We start from the raw sequence: 20,552 nt of genomic DNA, 5'->3' as shown, positions 1-20,552 counted from the left end.
CTATTCGCTATTCGCTATTCGCTATTCGCTATTCGCTATTCGCTATTCGCTATTCGCTACGCCGCGAAGCGCTGCGCTTCGCCGCCATAATAGTTGACGTAGCGGGCGCCGATCTCCTTGACCGGCATCACCACGAAGACGTCGACGGTCGAGAATTCGCGGTCGATGACGCAGCCATCGCCGATGCGGGCGCCGACCCTCAGATAGCCCTTGACCAGAGGCGGCATTGCCGCGATCGCTGCTTTGGCATTGACCGCCTCGATCGGCATCAGATCCATGGAGCAGTACCGATCGGAAACCGCGCGCACGTCCCAGGCGGAGTTGGTGCGGCAGTGATGGGCAAGATAGGTGAGCGCCTCCGCGTGAGCGGCCGGCACGGTGCCATGGAAGGAAGCGCAGCCGGTCATCACGCCGATTTCGTAGTGGTTGATGTAGGCCCAGATGCCTTGCCACAGCGCCTCGATGGTGCGCTTCGAACGGTATTGCGGCAAAACGCAGGAGCGGCCGAGTTCGAGAAAACGCTGGCCGGGATGACGGGCGATGAGCTTGGTCAGCTCGAACTCGCCTTCGGAATAGAAGCCGCCGGCGGTGGCCGCGATTTCTTGCCGCAGCAGGCGATAGGTACCGACGATACGGCGATGTTCGGGACCGGAAAGCGTCGTATCCAGGACCAGAAGATGATCGCAGAGCGGATCGAAGCGGTCGGCGTCGCGACGGTCCTGCGCCTGGAAGAGGTCCTTCCGGGCGCCAAGCTCGTCGTAAAATACCCGGTAGCGCACTTCCTGCGCGGCCGCGATCTCGGCCTCGTTGCGGGCGAGCCGCACTTCGAGATTGCCGATACGGCCGAGTGCTGCGCCTTTTATGACGGAATCGACATTACGTCCGGCAAGCAAGGCGCTGCTGGCGTTTGGCCGAGTGTCACATTCCGGCATAACTGTATGCACGAGTGATTCTCCTTCGAGCCATCCCTCTTGGCACGGGGATACGGTGTAGGTGCAACAGGATTGTGACAGTACCGTGATACGGCGTCGCGGGCAATACTTCGTCGGCTGGCGAAAACGGTCAACCGGCTACGTTCGGTGAGGAGAGCCGAGGCATGTCTCGTCCGCGCGAACCCCATGCGTAGCGCTCAAGGTCCTTGTTTTCATGCACATCGTCCTCGCAAATCGGCGGTCACTGTTGAGTGACATGCATCAACCGCACGGATGGAAAAAGCAGATCAAGCGGCGACCTGGCCCTCGACGGCATTGACCAGCGCGTCGGGGTCGAGCGGCTTGGTGACGAAGCCGCTGGCGCCATGGGCGAGCACCGCATGGCGGGTCTTTTCCTGGCTGTCGGCCGACAGCACCATGATCGGTACGGGCGGCGCTGATATTTCCTCCTCATGGCGGCGGATCGCGGCAATGGCGTCCAGCCCGTCCATGATCGGCATATGCAGGTCCATCAGCACAACGTCGAAGCGGTGCTTGTGCCCGGCGCCAGTGACGGCTTCGACGGCGGCTTTGCCATTGCCGACCACCTTGACGCGGTGCCCCGCCTTCAACAGCGTGGCGCGGGCCAGCATGGCATTGATGTCGTTGTCTTCGGCGATCAGCACGGACAGGCCTTGCTGGCGGTCGCTTGAGGCGCGAAGCGCCGGGGTGCGGCGCTTTTCCGGCTGTGGCTGGGCAAGGGCCGGTGCATGGCTGGTCAAAAGGACACGCAAAAGTGTTCCACCGCGCACCGGTCGGGCCAGGAAGGTCGCGTAGCCGCTGGCGCGGAACTCGCCAAGCATGCCGCGGTCGGTCGGCGCGATCAGCGTGATGGCTTCGCAATCGGAAAAGCCGCTTTGGCGCAACCGCTTGAGCACTCTCCCGTCGCTCTCCTCCATGGCCGCGTCGACCAGAAGCACGTCGCAGCCCTCGGCCAAGGGCGCGGCCTGCGCCACGGTGGTGGCGATACCGGCCGTGCCGCCATTGGCGCGGATGGTGCGGGCGATGGCGTCGGCCTCGACGGCGTTCCTGGACAGGATCACCGCGCGCCTGCCGGCGAGCACGTTCTGCCGGCCCTGCGGCGCCCCGGTGGCCTCCGTGGCCGGGATTTCGAAGACGAATTCCGATCCTTGGCCAAGCCGGCTGGAGACCGAAATCGTGCCGCCCATGGCAGCCACCAGGCGCTTGGAGATGGCAAGTCCCAGCCCCGCCCCGCCATGCGCGCGCTCGAGGTGCCGTCGGCCTGCTCGAACTCCTCGAAGATGCGCTCCATGTCCTCCTCGCGCAGGCCGGGGCCGGTGTCGGTGATGGTGAAACAGATGCGGTCGCTGGTCTCGGTGCGGGCGCGCGCGACGCTGACCAGCACGCCGCCGCTGTCGGTGAACTTGATGGCGTTGCCGATCAGGTTGAGCAACACCTGCCTGACGCGGCCCGGATCGGCGGTGATCAATTGCGGTACATCCGGTTCGACATGGCAGCCGAGGCCGATACCCTTGGCGAAGGCGCGCGCGGCGAGCAATTCGACGATGTTGTCGGCGATCTCGCGCACCGACATTGGCTGCGGTTCCGGATCGAAACGACCGGCCTCGATCTTGGAATAGTCGAGCAGGTCCTCGATCAGGGCGAGCAAGGCGCTGGCCGAGGTCGAGATGGCGCCGACATAGGTCTGCTGTTCCGGCGACAGGCTGGTGTCGGCCAGGAGCCTCGCCATGCCCATGATGCCGTTCATCGGCGTGCGGATTTCATGGCTGACGGTGGCGAGAAAGCGCGATTTGGCCTGGCTTGCGTATTCGGCCCGCTCACGCGCGGTGATTAGCGAGGATTCGGCGCGCTTGCGGGCGGTGATGTCGCGGGCGATGGCGCGATGCGAAACCGCTCCGCTCTCCTTGTCGCGTACCGACAGTTCGATCCACGAGAACCAGCGCGGGCCGCTTGGCGTGCGGATGGCAACGTCGGTGGAACTCAGGCACTCATGGTCGGAAAAGGCGGCGTCGGGCACGATGCCGACTTCGACCCCGAGTTCGGCCAAGGTCTTGCCGGCAAGGTCGCGCTGATCGGTTTCGACCAGATCGGCGAACACCTTGTTGGCATAGACGATGTAACCGTCGCGGTCGCGATGGATGACGAGATCGCCAAGCGCGTCGATGAGACCGCGAAAGCGCTCCTCGCTTTCCTGCATTTCCCACATGCGGTCGGCCAGCGTCTCGATCTCGGCGCGGCTGCGGGCGGTGGTCTCGTCCAGCAGCACCACGGTCCGGTGGACGCTGCGCCTGGCATGCAGATGCAGGCCAAGGCCGGCGAGGCCGGTGGCCAGCAAGGCGAGGCTGATGAAGATCGGCGCCCCGGTCAGATGCGCGAGGCCCGCCAGAACCATGATGGCAACGAAGGTGAGCAGCGGCAGGCTTTCCCGACTGGCCAATGGCTGCTCGGGCACCAGCGGCGGCGCGGCGATAAACCGCCGCGCCGGCGCCGGAACCGCATCGACATCGTCGCCTTTGTTTGCCTGCTGGCTGTCGGATTCCGCGATCATGCGAAACCCTTGCCAGACAGAGATTATGGAAAATTGCGGCGGATCGTTCGAATTTTAGCGGATAGGGCGTTTTTACCCCGGTAGCGGCGGATTTGCCACCGGATCTGGCAATTCCGTCCGCTGCGTGCGACCGGCCAGGCGGGTCTACATGTCGACGACGACGCGTCCGCGGATCTTGCCGTCGACGATATCGCGCGCGGCATCGATGATGCCGCCGAAGCCGATGGTCGTGGACAGGCTGGCGAGCTTCTCCAGGTCGAGATCGGCGCCGATGCGCCGCCAGGCCTCCAGGCGCACAGCCTTCGGCGCCATCACCGAATCGATGCCGAGCAGCGAGACGCCGCGCAGGATGAAGGGGGCGACGCTCGACGGCAGATCCATGCCGCCGGCCAGGCCGCAAGCCGCAACCGCGCCGCCATAGGAGGTCATCGACAGCACATTGGCCAGCGTGTGGCTGCCGACCGAATCGATGCCGCCGGCCCAGCGTTCCTTGGCCAGTGGCTTGGCGGGCTGGCTGAGTTCGTCGCGCGAGATCACCTCGGCGGCGCCGAGGTTGATCAGATAGGGGCTTTCGGCATTGCGCCCCGTCGACGCAATGACATGGTAGCCGAGGCTGGACAGGATGGAGACCGCGACCGAACCGACGCCGCCGGCGGCACCCGTCACCACCACCGGGCCGCGGTCGGGCAGGATGCCGTGCCGCTCCAGCGCCATGACGCAGAGCATGGCGGTATAGCCGGCGGTGCCGACCGCCATCGCGTCATGCGCACTGATGCCTTGCGGCAGCGGCACCAGCCAGTCGCCCTTGACGCGGGCACGCCCGGCATAGGCGCCGAAATGCGTCTCGCCGACACCCCAGCCATTCAGGATGACCTTGTCTCCCTTGCGCCAGTCGGGATTGGAGGACGAGATGACCGTGCCGGCGAAGTCGATGCCCGGCACCAGCGGCCAGCGGCGGACCACCGGCGCCTTGCCCGTGATGGCCAGTCCATCCTTGTAGTTCACCGTCGTCGCCTCGACCGCGACGGTGACGTCGCCCTCCATCAGGTCGGCGTCGGTGAGGTCGGTCACGGCGACCGACTGCTTCTTGTCGGCGTCGCGCGAGACGAGGATGGCTTTGAAGGTTTCGGACATCTTTTTCTCCGCGAGCTGGCTTGGCGTCCTGGACTGTGCGGCGATGGCCGCGTGGGGTCAATCTTTGGAAGGCTTGGCGTTCGAAGACTTGGCGTTCGAAGACTTGGCATTCGAAGTCTTGGGCTCGCGCCGCCAGCCGATGAGTTCGTCGAAGACGACCAGGGCCGCGCCCACGGAAATGAAGGCATCGGCGAGGTTGAAGACGGCAAAGGACCAGACCGGCGTGTGGAACAGGATGTAGTCGATGACGTGGCCGTAGACGGCGCGGTCGATCAGATTGCCCAGCGCGCCGCCGATGATCAGGGCAAAGCCGGTGCGGGCAATGACATGGGCCGATGGTGTGCGGGTGGCAAGGTAGAGCACGAAGGCGACGACCAGCACGGCGATGACCACCAGGCCGGTGTCACCAAAGGAGGAGAACATCGAGAAGGCGATGCCGGTGTTGTAGGTGCGAAACAGCGCCAGGAACGGCACCAGATCGAGCTTCTCCTGGAAGGGCAGGCCGGTCTCGACCAGATGTTTTATCCACTGATCGAGCGCGATTGCCGCGACAACGAGCAGCGCGTAGGGGGACCATGATCTCACGGGCGGGCAACCTTCATTGCTGGTCGGCGATTGGTTCGAGCTTCAGCGCGCCGCGCCGGATCTCGAACAGCATGATGCCGGTGGCGACGGCGAGATTGAGCGAATCGGCGCGGCCCGCCTGCGGAATCCTGAGCAGCCTGTCGCAACTCGCCGCCAGGCTTTCCGGCAGGCCCTGCTGCTCATTGCCCATCATCAGCAGCACCGGTCCGCGAGAAAAATCGACAGAGCGGTAGTCGACCGCACCCATTAGATGGGTGCCGGCGACGAGGCCCGAAAAGCCGCCGCGCCAGGCAAGGAAAGCCTCGGTCGTTGCCTTCGCCACCGGCACGGCGAAAATCGACCCCATCGTGGCGCGCACCGTCTCGACGGAAAACGGATCGGTGGTGTCGCCGACCAGGATGACGCCCTTGGCGCCGACGGCATCGACGGTGCGGATGACAGTGCCGAGATTGCCGGGGTCACGCACCCGATCGAGCGCCACCCAGACATCGCCATTGTCGGCACGGATTTCCCTGAGGGCCAGGAATTTCTGCGTGAAGACGCCGACCACCATTTGCGGATTATCGCGGCGGGTGATGGCGACAAGCACCTTTTCCGACACTTCGAGCACCGTGCCGCCGGCGGCTACCGTGCGCGCCGCGACCTTTTCCACGGCGGCATTGCCGCGTCCGGCCTTGGCGAACACCAGCGTCCTGATCTGCCAGCCCAGGTCGAGCGCATCGATGACCAGCTTCAGCCCCTCGGCCATGAAGGCGTTCTGCTGGTCGCGGAACTTCTTCAAGGCGAGTGCCTTGATGTCCTTGATCAGCGGATTGGCGAGGCTGGTGACTTCCTTCACCTGGCCGGGTGCGCCGACGTGCCGCTCGTTCATTCAGGACTCCCGGGCATTCAGGCCACCCAGCGCGAAAACAGTGAGGTCGAAAGCGCCCTGCCGGCGGACTTTTCGCGGATGATCAGCTCACCCGACTCGACCCTGCCGCCCATGCCGGCAAAGGTATCGCGCATTAAGGCATGGATGGCGAAGAAGGAGGCGCGGATCGAATAGGCGGTCAGCACCACGGCAAGCGGCTTTGGGGTCAGGATCGCGCGGCAGAGGTCGGTCAGATCCGGCAGGTCCTCGAACAATTGCCAGACCTCGCCCTTGGGGCGCGGCCATAGGCCGGCGGGTCGAACAGGATGATGTCGTAGCGGCTGCCGCGGCGCTCTTCGCGCTCGGCGAATTTCACCGCGTCGTCGACGATCCAGCGGATCGGCTTGCCGCCAAGCCCTGCCATCTCCTGGTTTTCACGCGCCCAGCCGATCGCCTTCTTCGAGGCATCGACATGGGTGACTTCGGCGCCGGCACGGGCCGCCACCAGCGAGGCGAGGCCGGTATAGCCGAACAGGTTGAGCACCTTGACCGGCCGCTTCGCCGCCGCGATCAGCCCGGCCATATGGTCCCAGTGCGAGGCCTGCTCGGGAAAGACGCCGACATGGCGGAACGAGGTGAAACGGCCGAGATAATCGATGCCGTCATGCTTCATCGGCCAGGTCTCACCGAGCGGCGTCTTCGGGAAACGCCAGCGGCCGATGCCTTCCTCGTCGGTGTCGCCGGTGAAGATGGCGTCGGCACGCTCCCAATCTTTTGCCGGCAAGGCTTTCTGCCAGATCGCCTGGCCCTCGGGCCGGACGATGCGATAAGGGCCGTATTGTTCGAGTTTTTGGCCGGCACCACTGTCGAGCAGTGCGTAATCAGCGTTGGGCGCCACTTCGAGGATTACCGGAAGTTGTTCAGCGGGCAGCGCCCCTTCGCGGCGGGCGAGGATGCGCGGTGCGGATTTCGGTTCGGTGCGATCGTCGTTTCTGATCTCAGCCCGCCCACGCGGCCTGGCGTCCGGCCGTGGGGCCCCACGCGTCTCGTGAGGACGCGCCTCTCCGGCTCCGCCTTTCGCGGGCGGGCGGTTGTCGCGGCGTTTGTCGCGAAAAGACTTCAAGCAGGAGCATCTCCGAGCGGCGTGCCGCTTTTGGCATGAGGACAGCGGCGGTGCAACAAGCGATGGCCCGCAGGTCGATTGGTGCAGCTGGAAGCCTTCGTCTTCGAAGTGGGCGGCGGTGTTGCGGCATCGCGCTTGTTTTTTCGCGCGCTTGGTTTATGAGGGCGCCATTGTTGTTTCTGGAATGGGAGCGAAAGATGACGAGCATCTTCACCGCGCACCCCTCGAGGGTTCCGGCGTAAGCCAGCATTTTGCTGACTGAAGCCGGTCGAACGGATGCCTGACGGCGTCCGGTTTGTGACCTATATCCAGAGTGTTCTTATCATGGGCAATTTTATCGGGGGCCCAGGCCTCCCTTCGTCGTGCGCCGCGCCTGCCGCGCATATCCAGCATTGTTTTTCGCCGCAGACATGGATCGAAGGCGCGGCACTTCAGCAGCTGAAAACCGTCGCGGCCTTGCCCGGCGTCACTTCGGTTGCGGCCTTTCCGGACCTGCATCCCGGCAAATACGGTCCGACCGGCATTGCCGTGTTGTCGCAGCGTCTGCATCCGCAACTGATCGGCAATGACATTGGCTGCGGCATGTCACTGTTCGAGCTCGATCTGCCATTGCGTAAGCTCAGGATCGACAAGGCCGTCGAATGCCTGCGCCGGATCGAAGCCGAAGACATCGATCCGCATGCGGCGCTCGCCGCCTCGGATTTGCCGACGGATCTCTATCCGGAAGCGCTGGGCACGATCGGCGGCGGCAACCATTTCTGCGAGCTGCAGGCGGTCGACCAGGCCGATGTGGCTGGGGAAGGCCTGTTCGATCGCCAGAAGCTTTATCTGCTGGTGCATTCCGGCTCGCGCGGACTTGGTGCCTTTGTCTTCGGACAGATGCTGGATTTCCAGTCGGCAGTGACGGTCGGGCTCGATCCTGAGTCCGCCGCGGGCAGGGACTGGCGTCGCCAGCATGACCTTTGCGTCACCTGGGCGTCGCTCAACCGCCGGCTGATCGCCGAGCGCGCGGCCAGCGCCTTGCGCAGCGAAATCCGGCTGGTGGCCGATGTGCCGCATAACCTTGTCCGCGACCGGGCCGATGGTTTCGTCCACCACAAGGGCTCGGCCGCGGTACGGGCTGGAGATGTCGCACCGATCGCCGGTTCGCGTGCCAGCCTGAGCTATGTCGTGCGGGCACTCGACGCGACGGGTCCGTCGCTGGGCGGCATTTCGCATGGCGCCGGCCGCAAGTACGACCGTGCCACCATGCATGGCCGTGCCGGGCGCAACAGGTCGGAGCGCGACGCTTTGCTGAGAAATGCGTGGGGCGGGCAGTTGATCTGCGACGACCGCAACCTGGTCATCGAGGAAGCGGCTTCCGCCTACAAGGATGCCGGGCAGGTGGTGCAGGATCTTGCCGATGCCGGCCTGGTCGTGACGCTTGCGGCGATGAAACCGCTGGTGACCTACAAGAAGGCGATGGAAGGTCCGCCCGACCGAACGCGCAAGAAGCCATCGCGCGAACGCGTGGCAAGGAGGGCGAACCATGGCCGCGATTGACATGCTCGTCACCTCGGGCAACGGACCGGTCGAATGCCGCATCGCCTTGATGGCGCTGGTCGAGATCATCGAGAAGGAGGCCGATCGGCTTGGTTGCGCGGTCGAGGTCACGTTTGGTCACAGACCGGACCGGCATGGCGCCAAATCCGCCGTGCTGAGCCTCGAGGGCCGCAACGCCGAAGCGCTCGCGCAGGACTATTGCGGCACCGTCAAGTTCGTCTTCAAGAGCCCGGTGCGCCCAGGCCACAAGCGGCAGAACTGGTTCGTCGGTGTGCAGGTGGTGGATCTGGCGGATGCCGCTACCGTTTCGATCGCACCGTCCGATGTCCGTTTCGAAACCTTGCGCGCCGGGGTCCTGGCGGACAGCACCAGAACACCACCGACAGCGCCGTGCGGGCCGTTCACCTGCCAACCGGCATTGTCGTCACCGCCCGCAACGAACGCTCGCAGCACCGCAACAAGGTCATCGCGCTGCGCCGGCTGGAAGCGATGCTGCGTGTCCTTGCCGAGCGTGAGGCTGAAATGTCGAAGACGCAGATGTTCGTGGCCAACAAGGCCCTGGAACGCGGCAACGAGGTCAAGGTGTTCCACCTCTGACGTCGCGGCGGCGTCAAGCTCAGACGGCGGCGCGCCTCGGAGCGAGATATATTATCGTGAAGACTGCAAACCACGAGAATCATGTCCCGCTCCGAACGCCTGCTTGACCTGATCCAGATCCTGCGCCGGCATCGCCGGCCGGTGAGCGGGCGCACGCTTGCCGACGAGATGAGCGTTTCGATCCGCACGCTCTACCGCGACATCGCCACGTTGCAGGGGCAAGGCGCGCCGATCGAGGGCGAGGCGGGGCTGGGCTATGTGCTGAAGCCCGGCTTCATGCTGCCGCCGCTGATGTTCAGCGACGAGGAGATCGAGGCCATCGTGCTCGGATCGCGCTGGGTCGCCAAGCAGCCGGATCGGCGCCTGTCGGCGCGGCCGCCAACGCGCTGGCCAAGATTGCGGCCGTGCTGCCGGATGATTTACGCGAGGATCTCGATGCCTCGACCCTGTTGGTCGGGCCGCCGGCGCAAGCCGTGGAGGGCATCGATCTCGGCACGGTACGGCAGGCCATCCGCAACGAACGAAAACTCGGTTTTATCTATCGCGATGCCGGGGGTGCTGCTTCGCAACGCGTCGTCTGGCCGTTCGCGCTCGGCTTCTTCGACAAGGTACGGGTGATGGTGGCGTGGTGCGAGACGCGGCAGGATTTCCGGCATTTTCGTACCGATCGTATATCCGGCCTCAACGCCATCGATGCGCGCTATCCGCGTCGCCGCCAGGTGCTGCTCAAGGAATGGCGGGCGACGCTCGACAAGCCGCGTGGGTGATGAGGGCTACTGCCAGAATCTGACAGTAGCCTATTCTAAGTTCAGTACGTCGAAGCGCTGAACTTTGGAGAATACGCATGACCACCCCGAATTTCGTCATCCTCTATGTCGACCAGCCGCTGCGGAGCGGCGCCTTCTACAGCGCTCTGCTGGGGCGCGAGCCGGTTGAAAGCGCGCCGACCTTCGTGCTGTTCGTGCTCGACGACGGCTTCAAGCTCGGCCTCTGGTCGCGCCATACGGTCGAGCCGGCAGCGGCGGCCGCAGGTGGCGGTTCCGAGATCGTGTTTGCGCTGGAGACGCCCGAAGCGGTCGACGCCGCACATGCCGACTGGTCGGGGCGCGGGCTGAAGATCCTGCAGACACCGACCGACATGGATTTCGGCCGCACTTTCGTCGCGCTCGATCCCGACAATCACCGCCTGCGCGTCTATTGGCTGTCCGACGGGGAACAGGCTAATGGGGAACAGAAATGAGCGCGTATTGGATCGCGGTGGCGTCGGCGCAGCATGTCCGGTGCGGCCGCGAGGACGGCTTCATGCAGGTCAACCACGGCAAGGCGGCACCGCTACGCCGCGTCAAGCCTGGCGATGGCATCGTCTATTATTCGCCGACCACCGTTTTGGGCGAAAAGGACGGCCTGCAGGCTTTCACGGCAATCGGCACGGTGCGGGAAGGCGAGCCCTATCAAGGCGAAATGGGCGGCGGCTTCACGCCGTTCCGCCGCGATGTCGAGTGGATGGCGGCAGAAGAAGCGCCGATCAAGCCGCTGCTCGACCGGCTGGACTTCACCGCAGGCAAGTCGAACTGGGGGTATCAGCTTCGCTTCGGCCTGTTCGAAATCAACGATCACGATTTTCATCTGATCGCCGAGGCGATGGGTGCCGCGAAGAAGCTTGCCGAGGCTACGGCTTGAGTGCGTTGTAGACGGCAATGCCGGCGGCAAGGTCCTCGAGTGCTGCGCCAACCGACTTGAACAGCGTGATCTCGGTGGAACTTTGGCGTCCCTGTTTCTCGCCGCGCGCCAGTTCGTGCAGGTCGGCAAGGATGGCTTCCGGCTTCAGCACGCCCGACGCAAGCGGGATGACGATGTCGCCGGCCTCCTTGGTGGCGCCGGCGCGGGTGTCGACATAGACGCGGGCGCGCCGGATCGCATCGTCGTCGCTTTCGCGCATGGTCGGCGTGAAACCACCGACCATGTCGACATGAGCCCCCGGCTTCAGCAGCGCGCCCTTGATCAGCGGCTTGGTGGTGATCGTCGCCGAGGAGATGATGTCGGCCTCGCCAAGTTCGGCATCGAGATCACTTGCAGCACTTGCCGCGAAGCCATCGGCGCGCAGATCGGTCGCGACCTTCTCGGCATTGGCCAACGTCCGGTTCCAGATGCGGATGGTCTTGATCGGCCGCACGGCCGAATGCGCTTTGGCGAGAAAGGGTGACAGTGCACCGGCGCCGATCACCAGCAGCCTGGAGGCGTCCTCGCGTGCCAGATAGGAAGCCGCCAGCGCCGAGGCGCAGGCCGTGCGCCACTGGGTCAGCCGCTGGCCGTCGATCAAGGCTTCCGGTTCGCCGGTGGCACCATCGAGCAGGAGATAGAGCCCCATCACCGACGGCTTGCCGATGGCGTTGTTGTCGGGCGAGACAGTGACGATCTTGACGCCGATATGGCCGCCGGAAGACGTGCCGGCGGCGTTGAAATCGGTCCATGCCGGCATCAAGAGCAAGGTCGAGGCCGCACCATCCGGCCGTTCGACCGGGTGATGGTGCCTGACGGGCTGCACCGCACCGTCGCGGAACGCTGTGCGCAACGTCTCGACCAGCCCGGGAAAAGTCAGCGCATGATCGACCTCGGCGGCCGAAATGGTCAGCATGAAAGGCTCCGTGGAAAGAAAGGCGCCGGCCGGCTCATCAATTGGTCGGCTTCGGCAATGCCTGTCCTTGGGCTGACCCTGGGACCGGCCCTTGCGGTGCCGAGGGCGCGCGGCTGACCGCCTGGCGCAGGTTTTCCGCCTCGACGCCGCGCTGGCGCGCCAGCTTGCGGTAGCGGCCCTGCTTGACCCAGGTCGCCAGGCTGCCGACGATCATGCCGATGGCAAGCGCCAGGAACAGGAAAATGAACAGCGGCAAGGTGAGCGTCAGCTTCGGATTGCCGGGATTGAACGGGTCCAGCGTGAAGGCGACGAGTTCGCGGTTGGCGACGGCAAGCGCGATCAGAATGATCGCCAGGGGCACGAAGACCACGATGAGCATGAAACGATTGAGCATTGTGTTTTCCGTCGGAAGCTGGCGCTGAAGGCGCGCCTACTTGCCGCCGTTCAGCCTTTCGCGCAGTTCCTTGCCGGTCTTGAAGAACGGCACCCATTTCTCCTCGACCTCGACGGATTCGCCGGTGCGCGGGTTGCGGCCGGTGCGGGCGGGGCGGTTTTTCACCGAAAAAGCACCGAAGCCGCGCAGCTCGACCCGGTTGCCTTCGGCAAGGGCGTCGGTGATCTCGTCGAAGATCGCGCCGACAATGTTTTCGACGTCGCGCAGGAAAAGATGCGGATTGCGCGTGGCAATAATCTGCACAAGTTCGGACTTGATCATCAGACGGGTCCCCGTGAAAGCAGTTCGGTCGAAATTATGAGGATGATTTTATTGGCTTTTTCAGCTATCCCAAACCGCGCTCAAGGGTGCCAGACGGAAACGAGGCCGTCAAGAAACAAGCGGTCGGCGCCAAGTTCGTGGATGATATCGCCGCTGGAGTCCGGTAGGCCGACCGCGCTGCCGACCATTTTCACCATGGCTTTTGACCACAGGAAGCTGCCGCGCCGGTCCGTATCCTTCCATTCGACCACCTTGAGCTTGGCGTCGACACCCTTGGTCGCCAGCCAGTCGACCGCCTCGGTCTCGCCGCCGACGGCGTCGATCAGCCCGTTGGCGACACCCTGGCGGCCGGTGAAGATCGACCCGTCGGCGAGCGCCAGCGCCTGTTCGTGGGTCATCTTGCGGCGTTCGGCGACGATGCCGACGAACCAGTCGTAGCTGTCGAGGATAAGCTTGCGGACCATGGCGCGCTCGTCGTCATTGGTCGGCTTGAAGGGAGACGGCGAGGCCTTGAGCGGCGAGGATTTCACCTCCTCCAGCTTGACGCCGAGCTTGTCCATCAGGCCGCTGACGTCAGGATACTGGATCAGCACGCCGATCGAGCCGACGATCGAGGTCTTGCGGGCGACAATGTGGTCGGCGGCACTTGCGATCATATAGCCCGCCGATGCGGCGAGCGTGCCGACCTCGGCCACGACAGGTTTGTCGGCGGCCACCTTGCGCACTTCCTCGTAGATGGATTCACCACCAACGGTGGTGCCGCCGGGTGAATCGATCGCCAGGATCACGCCCTTCACCTTCGACGATTTGCGGATGCTCTCCAGCCGCTTGATGAGCTCCTCGTCCTCGGTGATCGTGCCTTCGATCCTGACCTTGGCGATATGGTCGACAGACGAGCCGCCAAGATCGTCGCGATAGAACCAGGCCGACAGCGCAATCACCCCGATTGCCACGATGCCGATGGCCGCAACACGCCAGAATGTCAGCTTGCGCCGCAAACGGCGGCGGTCGATCAGGTCGTCGGCTCTCAATGCCATGGTCAGCCTCACAGTCGGCGGGAAGAGACGCTTTTAGACCATGAAGTCCTCATCGGGAAGCAGTTCCGTCTTGCCCATGGCGCGGCAATCCGCCCGCCGCGATCCCAACGCTGTCTGTTTTGTGACTGGCCTGCGCAAGGGACGCAAGGTAAAGGGGAGCAACGGCGGCGATGAAAAAACGGCGCAAGGACGTTCATTTCTGCTATGAAGTGGCGGCTGTTGTGCCGACCTCGTTTTCGTTTGTACAACAACAGTTGTCACATTTTTGCGGTTTTCGTGGGCTTGTGCTTGCTTGAGGGCGCCGGCCCCCCCACCTATAGGCGGTGCTCGCTGGCGGGCAGGGGTTTAGAAGAAAGCAGTCATGTTAGCGCGATCGAATGAACCGACCAGCCCCGAGATGGAGTTGGCTCCCCCGGCGGATGGCTGGGAGCGGGGCGATGCGTTCGACCGCGCCCAGCGTCATTCGCGCCGTGTGCGCGTGCTCAAATTCGCCGTGCCCCTGGCCGCGGCGCTAATCGCCGTCGCCTTTCCGGTCTATTCCTATCTGGCCGCACCGGTCTCCGTCGCGGTGCAGGCCGAAGGCGCCGCCTTTTCCAACGGCAAGCTGGTGATGGCCAATCCCAAGCTCAACGGCTTCACCAAGCAGAAGCAGCCCTATTCGATGACCGCCCTGCGGGCGATACAGGATGTCAACACGCAAGGCATCATCGAACTCGAAGGCATAGACGCCAAGGTGCCGGTCGGTCCGGACAATGTCGCCGCGATCAAAGCTTCGCGCGGTACCTACGATCGCGACGGCAATACGATGAAAATGACCAGCGACGTCACGATCACCACGACCGACGGCATGCGAGCCAAGTTCAAATCGGTCTTCCTCGACATGGGCAAAGGCACTATGAAGACGGATGATCCCGTCGACGTCAGCAGTGGCGGGTCGCAGATCACAGCGAATTCCCTGTCGGTCCAGGACAATGGCAAGGTCCTGGTGTTCGAGAACAGGGTGCGCGTCAACATCGATCCCGCCAGTGCGAAGGCGGCTGAGGCAAAGGGCGAAGAAGCGAATGTGGCTCAATAGTTCGACACGGCTTGCGGCCGCAACTTCGGCGTTGCTCCTGCTGAGCCTTGTGCCGTCGCTGGCGCAGTCCAGCGCCACCAGTCAGGTATCAGGCCTCAAACTGTCTGGCGACAAGCCGATCCAGATCGAAAGCGACAAGCTTGAAGTCCGGCAGGCCGAAAATGTCGCCATCTTCACGGGCAATGTCACCGTCGTCCAAGGGCCGACGCTGATGAAGGCCGGCAAGATGATGGTCTATTATATCAAGGATCCCAATGCCGCGGCCAAGGGCACGGAAGCCGCGGGCGCGGCGATGACGGGCTCGGCCAACATCGACCATCTGGAGATCTCCGACAAGATCTACATCAAGTCGGATCAGCAGGTCGCGACCGGCGATCAGGGCAGCTTCGATATGAAGAGTCAGGTGCTGGTGCTTTCGGGCAAGAAGGTCGTTCTGTCGCAGAACGACAACGTCCTGGTCGGCTGCAAGCTGACCGTCCAGATGAAAAGCGGGCTGGCCCAGGTTGATCCATGCTCTGGGCAGCGTGTCCAGATGTCGATCACGCCGCCGCCGAAATCGGGAGCGACGAACCCCTGATGGCCAGCCTGTCATCGCTGACGGCGCGTCTTCCGGGACGAGCCGCGGCTAAGGTTTCGGCTCCGGCCACGATCACCGTCGACAAGGCGAAGTTCAAGGGAACCTTGATCGCCAAGGGCCTGACCAAGAGCTACAAGGGCCGCAAAGTCGTCAGCGGCGTTACGCTCGGCGTGCGTGCCGGCGAGGCCGTCGGTCTGCTCGGCCCCAACGGCGCCGGCAAGACGACCTGTTTCTACATGGTCACCGGCCTGGTGCCGGTGGATGAAGGCACGATCGAGATCGACGGCTTCGACGTCACCTCGATGCCGATGTATCGTCGCGCGCGTCTCGGCATCGGTTATCTGCCGCAGGAGGCGTCGATCTTCCGCGGCCTCAATGTCGAGCAGAATATCCGCGCCGTGCTCGAAGTGGTCGAAAAGGACCGCAAGGTGCGCGAGCGCAATCTCGACGAACTGCTCGAGGAATTCCACATCAGCCATCTGCGCAAGGCGCCATCCATGTCGCTCTCTGGCGGCGAGCGGCGGCGCCTGGAAATCGCGCGCGCGCTGGCGACGCGCCCGGCCTACATGCTGCTCGACGAGCCCTTTGCCGGCATCGATCCGATCGCTGTTGCCGATATCCAGCAGTTGGTGCGTCACCTGACCGCACGCGGCATCGGTGTCCTCATCACCGACCACAATGTGCGCGAGACGCTCGGCCTGATCGACCGCGCCTACATCATCCATGCCGGTCAGGTGCTGACCCATGGCCGCGCCGACGAGGTGGTGGCAAACCCGGATGTGCGGCGGCTTTACCTCGGCGAGGGTTTTACGCTCTGACTCTCTTTTCCCGCGCAATTGCGGACTGCAACACACTTGGCCTGGAATTGCCTTGGGCGTGAAATTTGTTTCCTGACACGATTTTTTGCGTGTGACGGCCTGATTTTCGGCGATTTTGCTCCGAGATAACGCTCCGGTAAGCGGCTTTTGCTAGGCTTTGCCTTGACAAGCAAAAGCCGGGCCAGTTTCTATGGTCGGCCGCGAAATTTGCGGCAAGTCAGGACGCGTAGAGGAGGCGTTTGAAACCGAACCATGGCGTTGGCGGCGAAACTACAGCTCCGACAGTCGCAGTCGCTGGTGATGACGCCGCAGCTGATGCAGTCGATTCGGCTGCTGCAGTTCACCCATGTCGAACTCGAGCACTTCATCGACGAGGAAATCGAGCGCAACCCGCTTCTGGAGCGCGCCGAGCCGCAGGATGACGCGGCGAGCGACCAGGCGCAGAAGATCGATGCGGAGCCGCAAGCGGCCGTCGAGGGCGACTGGTTCGAGAACGAGGCGGGATGGAGCGCCGAGGCGATCTCGGAGAAGCTCGATACGTCGCTGGAGAACCTGTTTCCCGACGATCCCGGCACCAGCGAGCGGCTCGGACCCGACCTGACGGCGCAATGGAAATCGGCTTCCGGCAATGGCGGCGGCTCCTCGTCCGAGGGGCTCGACGCCGGCGACATGGCGGCGGGCGCCATCACCTTGCGCGACCATGTCGGCGAGCAAGTCGCACTCGCCTTCGCCGATCCCGCGGCGCGCCTGATCGCGGCCGACCTCGCCGACGGGCTCGACGAGACCGGTTATCTACGCGCCGACCTGCCCGAAGTCGCCGCGCGCCTGGGCACTGACGCAGCGGCCGTGGCCAAGGTGCTGGCGGTGTGCCAGACTTTCGATCCGGCCGGCCTGTTCGCCCGCGACCTTGCCGAATGCCTATCGCTGCAGCTTGCGGTGCGCGACCGCCTCGACCCGGCGATGAAGGCCCTGGTTGCCAATCTCGAGCTCCTGGCGCGACGCGATTTCCAGACGTTGAAGCGGATCTGCGGCGTTGACGAAGAGGATTTGCTCGACATGCTGGCCGAGATCCGGGCACTCGACCCGCGCCCGGGCATGGCGTTTTCGGGCGGCGCCAGCGACGCCATCGTCGCCATCGTCGCCGATGTCGAGGTGCGCGCGGCCAATGACGGCAGCTGGACCGTCGAACTCAACGCTGAAACACTGCCGCGCGTGCTGGTCGACCATATCTATTTCGCCCAGGTGTCGCCGCACGCGAAGAACCAGGCGGAAAAGGATTTCCTGGCCGAGTGCCTGCAAAACGCCAACTGGCTGACGCGCAGCCTCGACCAGCGGGCAAAGACGATCCTCAAAGTGGCCTCGGAAATCGTGCGCCAACAGGATGCGTTCCTGGTCCATGGCGTGCGCCAGCTGAAGCCGCTCAATTTGCGCACGGTGGCCGACGCCATCGGCATGCACGAATCGACCGTCAGCCGCGTCACCGCCAACAAATACATGCTGACCCCGCGCGGCGTGTTCGAACTGCGCTATTTCTTCACCGCCTCGATCGCCGCGTCGGGCGGCGGCGACGCGCATTCCTCAGAGGCGGTGCGGGATCGTATCAAGCAGCTGATCGACGAGGAGAAACCCGTCGATGTACTTTCGGACGACGCGATCGTCGACATGCTCAAGGAGAGCGGCGTCGATATCGCCCGGCGCACGGTCGCCAAGTATCGGGAAGGCATGAATATTCCGTCTTCGGTGCAGCGCCGGCGCGAGAAGCGGGCGCTCGCCAGCGCAGGGCGTTAAAGCAATTCCAGGAAAAGTGTGAAGCGGTTTTCCCACAGGAATTGCGTCAAACAAAGAATTCCCGATTTTCCACAGCTTTCGAGCTTCATTGACAAGCCGCGGGAAGTGGCTAGAAGCCCGCCCGCATGAGACGGGCCCGATGCCCGCTAGCGGATGGTCCGTCACGACAATGGCCTCGGGACGGTCAAAAGGGCGGCTTGTGATCAACCGGAAAGTTCGGATTTAAATCGGCGCGAGTGACGCCGCAAAGCTTGTGCGCACGGATCACGAGTATAAACTCGGGCCAGTTTGAAGCCTGAGCAAGGAAGGTCAGTTTTCAGATGAATCTGCGCATATCGGGAAAACACATGGATATCGGCGATGCGTTCCGCACACGCATCAACGATCGTGTCGGCGAAGCGATCGGCAAATATTTCGATCGCGGTTTTGCGGGACACGTCACCGTCATCAAATCGGGTTCACGCTATTCGGCGGATTGCATGATCCGGCTGGATTCCGGCGCTTCGCTGCAGGCCACGGGCGATGCCCAGGATCCGACGCTCGCCTTCGAGGCCGCGGCTGATCGGCTGGAGACCCGGCTTCGGCGCTACAAGCGCCGTCTCAAATCGCACAATTCGGGCAATGGCAATGACGGGTTGACCGACATCGCCTATACGGTGATGGCGCCGCTGGCCGATGACGACGAGGAGATCCCGGAGGATTTCGCGCCGGCCATCGTCGCCGAATCGACCATGACGCTGAAGACCATGTCGGTCGCCTCGGCGGTCATCGAGCTCGATACCAAGGACAGTCCGGTGTTCGTTTTCCGCAACGCCGGAACCGATCATCTCAATATCGTCTATCGCCGGCCCGACGGAAACATCGGCTGGATCGACCCGTCCACGACCAAGGTCGCACAGGGATAAAAGCCAGCCGCACGAGGGGTGAGGACTGGTGACGGCAGGCGAACAAGGGATTTTCAAGCATGGATCTGAGCGATCTTATCAGCGTTCCGGCGATTTTGCCGGCGTTGAAGGCGAACTCCAAGAAGCAGCTTCTGCAATTGCTGTCCGAGCGGGCCGCGGGGATTTCGGGCATTCCGGAGAGGGAAGTGTTCGACACCATCCTGCAGCGCGAGCGGCTGGGTTCGACCGGCGTCGGCAACGGCATCGCCATTCCGCATGGCAAGCTCGCCGGCGTGAAGCGCATCGCCGGTGTTTTCGCCCGCCTGGAAACGCCGGTCGATTTCGAGTCGCTGGATGACCAGCCTGTCGATCTGGTGTTTCTGCTGCTGGCGCCGGAAGGGGCTGGCGCCGATCACCTCAAGGCCCTGTCGCGCATCGCGCGGGTGCTGCGCGATGCCGACACGGTGGCCAAGATCAGGGGGACGCGCGACGCCACGGCGATCCACGCGCTTTTGTCGGACACGCAGGCCTCGCACGCCGCCTGAAGCTGGATTTTGAAAAAGACTGCCAAGGGCCGCCGCGAGCGGCCCTTTTCGTTTCAGCCAACCGGTCGCCAATTCTCTGTTTTGGCGCAATTCCGAAGGGAAAACGCTATGCGTTTTTCCCGGGAAAACCGCCAAACACTTTTCCTGGAATTGCTTTAGTGAATGGCAACGGTGGTCAGGTCGTTTTCCATGGCGCCGGCCAGTGCGCGGTCACGCGCATCGGAAAGCAGGATCGGCTGGCCGTTTGCGGCAAACAGGGCCCACAGCTCCAGGCCGGGCGCGATTTCACCGATGTTCGGGAAGCGGCCGAGCAGGTCATCGCTCGAGACCTTGCGCAGATAGGCGACCGAGCCTTCGCCGAGATGGGCGAATTCGCCATTGGTCATGGTGATCGTTTCAGTTCTGGTCATTTCAAGCCTCCTTGGCGCGTGGACGCCGCCCTTTCCCGGGGCAATAGGCCATCCCGCATGAGAGCCATCGGTAAAGATCAGTCTTTCACCGATATGTTTATTTTCCGTACCAGCCGTTCGGACTCCGGCCGATCGAGGTCGATCGACAACAGGCCGTTCTTCAGCTCCGCCGCGATCACCCGCATGCCGTCGGCCAACACGAAACAGCGCTGGAACTGGCGCGCGGCGATGCCGCGATGGAGGAATTCGCGCTCGGTGTCGTCGGTCTGACGGCCGCGCACGACCAACTGGTTTTCCTCCGTTGTCACATCGAGATCGCTTTCGGCGAAACCGGCGACGGCGAGCGTGATGCGCAGCCTTTCGGCCTTGCCGTCGGCACCGCTGAGCCGTTCGATGTTGTAGGGAGGGTAGCTGTCACCGGATTTTGCCAAGCGCTCCAAGGTCTTTTCCATGGCGTCGAAACCAAGGAGAAGCGGGCTGGAGAAAGGCGTCATTCGGCTCATGTTACACTGTCCTCTCAAGAGCGACATAAAGTGGAAAAACCCAGATGGCATTTTTCCCGATGGCCTTGATATGGTCCGCCCCGCGACCAAGTTCAAGCCACCACAAGACCCGCCCAAAAAGACCAGGCCTTGGACTCACAGGAATAATCAACATGGCGCTTGAAACGACGTGCGGATGCAAGGAGAAGCGCCGAGGTCGTCCTTCAGGCGTGCTCTCGATCCGGTGAGCTCAC

Annotated in this window: 19 protein-coding genes and 4 pseudogenes; 11 read left to right on the top strand and 12 right to left on the bottom strand. The window is 63.6% G+C overall.

Going from position 1 to position 20,552, the window contains the following annotated elements:
* Positions 1-56 precede the first annotated feature (56 nt).
* The 6 genes and pseudogenes from HB778_RS08980 to HB778_RS08955 form a co-directional block, all read right to left on the bottom strand.
* On the bottom strand, positions 57-932 hold the full coding sequence (locus HB778_RS08980) for a GNAT family N-acetyltransferase (RefSeq protein WP_056577807.1): 876 nt from the start codon (positions 930-932) through the stop codon (positions 57-59).
* 287 nt (positions 933-1,219) lie between these two features.
* Positions 1,220-3,501: pseudogene (locus HB778_RS08975) on the bottom strand (ATP-binding protein).
* A 144-nt stretch (positions 3,502-3,645) separates the two neighbouring features.
* On the bottom strand, positions 3,646-4,635 hold the full coding sequence (locus HB778_RS08970; RefSeq protein ID WP_183463150.1) for an MDR family oxidoreductase: 990 nt from the start codon (positions 4,633-4,635) through the stop codon (positions 3,646-3,648).
* 57 nt (positions 4,636-4,692) lie between these two features.
* The gene (lspA, locus tag HB778_RS08965) at positions 4,693-5,220 is read right to left on the bottom strand and encodes a signal peptidase II (protein WP_183463148.1); all 528 of its coding nucleotides are present in this window, start codon (positions 5,218-5,220) and stop codon (positions 4,693-4,695) included.
* A 13-nt stretch (positions 5,221-5,233) separates the two neighbouring features.
* Positions 5,234-6,091 carry a TrmH family RNA methyltransferase gene (locus HB778_RS08960; protein WP_183463146.1) on the bottom strand — a complete coding sequence of 286 codons (858 nt, stop codon included), beginning with the start codon at positions 6,089-6,091 and terminating at the stop codon, positions 5,234-5,236.
* A gap of 17 nt (positions 6,092-6,108) precedes the next feature.
* A pseudogene (locus HB778_RS08955) lies at positions 6,109-7,193 on the bottom strand (RsmD family RNA methyltransferase).
* A 324-nt stretch (positions 7,194-7,517) separates the two neighbouring features.
* Between HB778_RS08955 and HB778_RS08950 the strand changes: the two are divergent.
* The 5 genes and pseudogenes from HB778_RS08950 to HB778_RS08930 all read left to right on the top strand — a co-directional run bounded on the left by HB778_RS08950 (position 7,518) and on the right by HB778_RS08930 (position 11,012).
* Complete coding sequence (locus HB778_RS08950) at positions 7,518-8,735, top strand: RNA ligase RtcB family protein (RefSeq protein ID WP_183463144.1); 1,218 nt, start codon at positions 7,518-7,520, stop codon at positions 8,733-8,735.
* A gap of 337 nt (positions 8,736-9,072) precedes the next feature.
* Positions 9,073-9,219, top strand: a pseudogene (locus tag HB778_RS43430) (peptide chain release factor family protein); the annotation flags it as partial.
* A 194-nt stretch (positions 9,220-9,413) separates the two neighbouring features.
* Positions 9,414-10,099 (top strand): annotated as a pseudogene (locus tag HB778_RS08940) (helix-turn-helix transcriptional regulator).
* Positions 10,100-10,176: 77 nt separating this feature from the next.
* Entirely contained in the window at positions 10,177-10,572 is a 396-nt protein-coding gene (locus HB778_RS08935) for a VOC family protein (RefSeq protein ID WP_183463143.1), read from the top strand.
* Positions 10,569-11,012, top strand: a complete 444-nt coding sequence (locus HB778_RS08930) for an EVE domain-containing protein (RefSeq protein WP_183463141.1) — start codon at positions 10,569-10,571, stop codon at positions 11,010-11,012. Before HB778_RS08935 ends, HB778_RS08930 begins: the two co-directional genes overlap by 4 nt.
* On the opposite strand, the gene HB778_RS08925 is transcribed toward HB778_RS08930, so the two are convergent.
* The 4 genes from HB778_RS08925 to sppA form a co-directional block, all read right to left on the bottom strand.
* On the bottom strand, positions 11,002-11,967 hold the full coding sequence (locus tag HB778_RS08925) for an ornithine cyclodeaminase family protein (RefSeq protein WP_183463139.1): 966 nt from the start codon (positions 11,965-11,967) through the stop codon (positions 11,002-11,004). The two genes, HB778_RS08930 and HB778_RS08925, sit on opposite strands and share 11 nt — an antisense overlap.
* Positions 11,968-12,004: 37 nt before the next feature.
* Positions 12,005-12,361, bottom strand: coding sequence for a DUF1049 domain-containing protein (locus HB778_RS08920; RefSeq protein WP_183463137.1), 357 nt, complete (start codon positions 12,359-12,361; stop codon positions 12,005-12,007).
* A 36-nt stretch (positions 12,362-12,397) separates the two neighbouring features.
* Positions 12,398-12,682 (bottom strand): integration host factor subunit beta, encoded by a 285-nt coding sequence (locus HB778_RS08915; protein ID WP_006200394.1) that lies wholly within the window; start codon positions 12,680-12,682, stop codon positions 12,398-12,400.
* A gap of 80 nt (positions 12,683-12,762) precedes the next feature.
* Complete coding sequence (sppA, locus tag HB778_RS08910; RefSeq protein WP_183463135.1) at positions 12,763-13,719, bottom strand: signal peptide peptidase SppA; 957 nt, start codon at positions 13,717-13,719, stop codon at positions 12,763-12,765.
* Between the two features lie 361 nt (positions 13,720-14,080).
* On the opposite strand from sppA, the gene lptC reads away from it, so the two are divergent.
* The 6 genes from lptC to ptsN all read left to right on the top strand — a co-directional run bounded on the left by lptC (position 14,081) and on the right by ptsN (position 19,406).
* Positions 14,081-14,794: an LPS export ABC transporter periplasmic protein LptC gene (lptC, locus tag HB778_RS08905; RefSeq protein WP_183463133.1), complete on the top strand. Its 714-nt coding sequence runs from the start codon at positions 14,081-14,083 to the stop codon at positions 14,792-14,794.
* Complete coding sequence (locus HB778_RS08900; RefSeq protein ID WP_095199515.1) at positions 14,781-15,371, top strand: LptA/OstA family protein; 591 nt, start codon at positions 14,781-14,783, stop codon at positions 15,369-15,371. The genes lptC and HB778_RS08900 overlap by 14 nt, the downstream gene beginning before the upstream one ends.
* Positions 15,371-16,189, top strand: coding sequence for an LPS export ABC transporter ATP-binding protein (gene lptB, locus HB778_RS08895; RefSeq protein WP_019861197.1), 819 nt, complete (start codon positions 15,371-15,373; stop codon positions 16,187-16,189). The genes HB778_RS08900 and lptB overlap by 1 nt, the downstream gene beginning before the upstream one ends.
* Before the next feature lie 252 nt (positions 16,190-16,441).
* Positions 16,442-17,977, top strand: a complete 1,536-nt coding sequence (gene rpoN / locus HB778_RS08890) for an RNA polymerase factor sigma-54 (RefSeq protein WP_183463131.1) — start codon at positions 16,442-16,444, stop codon at positions 17,975-17,977.
* A gap of 320 nt (positions 17,978-18,297) precedes the next feature.
* Positions 18,298-18,882 carry a ribosome hibernation-promoting factor, HPF/YfiA family gene (hpf, locus tag HB778_RS08885; protein ID WP_095199513.1) on the top strand — a complete coding sequence of 195 codons (585 nt, stop codon included), beginning with the start codon at positions 18,298-18,300 and terminating at the stop codon, positions 18,880-18,882.
* Positions 18,883-18,941: 59 nt separating this feature from the next.
* Entirely contained in the window at positions 18,942-19,406 is a 465-nt protein-coding gene (gene ptsN / locus HB778_RS08880; RefSeq protein WP_095199512.1) for a PTS IIA-like nitrogen regulatory protein PtsN, read from the top strand.
* 155 nt (positions 19,407-19,561) lie between these two features.
* Here ptsN and HB778_RS08875 read toward each other — a convergent pair whose 3' ends face one another.
* Both HB778_RS08875 and HB778_RS08870 read right to left on the bottom strand, forming a co-directional pair.
* Positions 19,562-19,816 (bottom strand): DUF1150 family protein, encoded by a 255-nt coding sequence (locus HB778_RS08875; RefSeq protein ID WP_095199511.1) that lies wholly within the window; start codon positions 19,814-19,816, stop codon positions 19,562-19,564.
* 77 nt (positions 19,817-19,893) lie between these two features.
* Positions 19,894-20,319 (bottom strand): Hsp20 family protein, encoded by a 426-nt coding sequence (locus HB778_RS08870; protein ID WP_013893014.1) that lies wholly within the window; start codon positions 20,317-20,319, stop codon positions 19,894-19,896.
* Positions 20,320-20,552: the final 233 nt, after the last annotated feature.

This window comes from Mesorhizobium huakuii (genome assembly GCF_014189455.1).
GTDB lineage: Bacteria > Pseudomonadota > Alphaproteobacteria > Rhizobiales > Rhizobiaceae > Mesorhizobium > Mesorhizobium huakuii_A.
This window is presented reverse-complemented; position numbering and strand designations above follow the sequence as displayed.

What these genes read in the sequence shown, in the direction of transcription:
- HB778_RS08980 (WP_056577807.1), bottom strand. Translation starts at nt 932, where the DNA reads ATGCCGGAATGTGACACTCGGCCAAACGCCAGCAGCGCCTTGCTTGCC.
- HB778_RS08970 (WP_183463150.1), bottom strand. Translation starts at nt 4,635, where the DNA reads ATGTCCGAAACCTTCAAAGCCATCCTCGTCTCGCGCGACGCCGACAAG.
- HB778_RS08960 (WP_183463146.1), bottom strand. Translation starts at nt 6,091, where the DNA reads ATGAACGAGCGGCACGTCGGCGCACCCGGCCAGGTGAAGGAAGTCACC.
- HB778_RS08950 (WP_183463144.1), top strand. Translation starts at nt 7,518, where the DNA reads ATGGGCAATTTTATCGGGGGCCCAGGCCTCCCTTCGTCGTGCGCCGCG.
- HB778_RS08935 (WP_183463143.1), top strand. Translation starts at nt 10,177, where the DNA reads ATGACCACCCCGAATTTCGTCATCCTCTATGTCGACCAGCCGCTGCGG.
- HB778_RS08930 (WP_183463141.1), top strand. Translation starts at nt 10,569, where the DNA reads ATGAGCGCGTATTGGATCGCGGTGGCGTCGGCGCAGCATGTCCGGTGC.
- HB778_RS08925 (WP_183463139.1), bottom strand. Translation starts at nt 11,967, where the DNA reads ATGCTGACCATTTCGGCCGCCGAGGTCGATCATGCGCTGACTTTTCCC.
- HB778_RS08920 (WP_183463137.1), bottom strand. Translation starts at nt 12,361, where the DNA reads ATGCTCAATCGTTTCATGCTCATCGTGGTCTTCGTGCCCCTGGCGATC.
- HB778_RS08915 (WP_006200394.1), bottom strand. Translation starts at nt 12,682, where the DNA reads ATGATCAAGTCCGAACTTGTGCAGATTATTGCCACGCGCAATCCGCAT.
- sppA (WP_183463135.1), bottom strand. Translation starts at nt 13,719, where the DNA reads ATGGCATTGAGAGCCGACGACCTGATCGACCGCCGCCGTTTGCGGCGC.
- lptC (WP_183463133.1), top strand. Translation starts at nt 14,081, where the DNA reads ATGTTAGCGCGATCGAATGAACCGACCAGCCCCGAGATGGAGTTGGCT.
- HB778_RS08900 (WP_095199515.1), top strand. Translation starts at nt 14,781, where the DNA reads ATGTGGCTCAATAGTTCGACACGGCTTGCGGCCGCAACTTCGGCGTTG.
- lptB (WP_019861197.1), top strand. Translation starts at nt 15,371, where the DNA reads ATGGCCAGCCTGTCATCGCTGACGGCGCGTCTTCCGGGACGAGCCGCG.
- rpoN (WP_183463131.1), top strand. Translation starts at nt 16,442, where the DNA reads ATGGCGTTGGCGGCGAAACTACAGCTCCGACAGTCGCAGTCGCTGGTG.
- hpf (WP_095199513.1), top strand. Translation starts at nt 18,298, where the DNA reads ATGAATCTGCGCATATCGGGAAAACACATGGATATCGGCGATGCGTTC.
- ptsN (WP_095199512.1), top strand. Translation starts at nt 18,942, where the DNA reads ATGGATCTGAGCGATCTTATCAGCGTTCCGGCGATTTTGCCGGCGTTG.
- HB778_RS08875 (WP_095199511.1), bottom strand. Translation starts at nt 19,816, where the DNA reads ATGACCAGAACTGAAACGATCACCATGACCAATGGCGAATTCGCCCAT.
- HB778_RS08870 (WP_013893014.1), bottom strand. Translation starts at nt 20,319, where the DNA reads ATGAGCCGAATGACGCCTTTCTCCAGCCCGCTTCTCCTTGGTTTCGAC.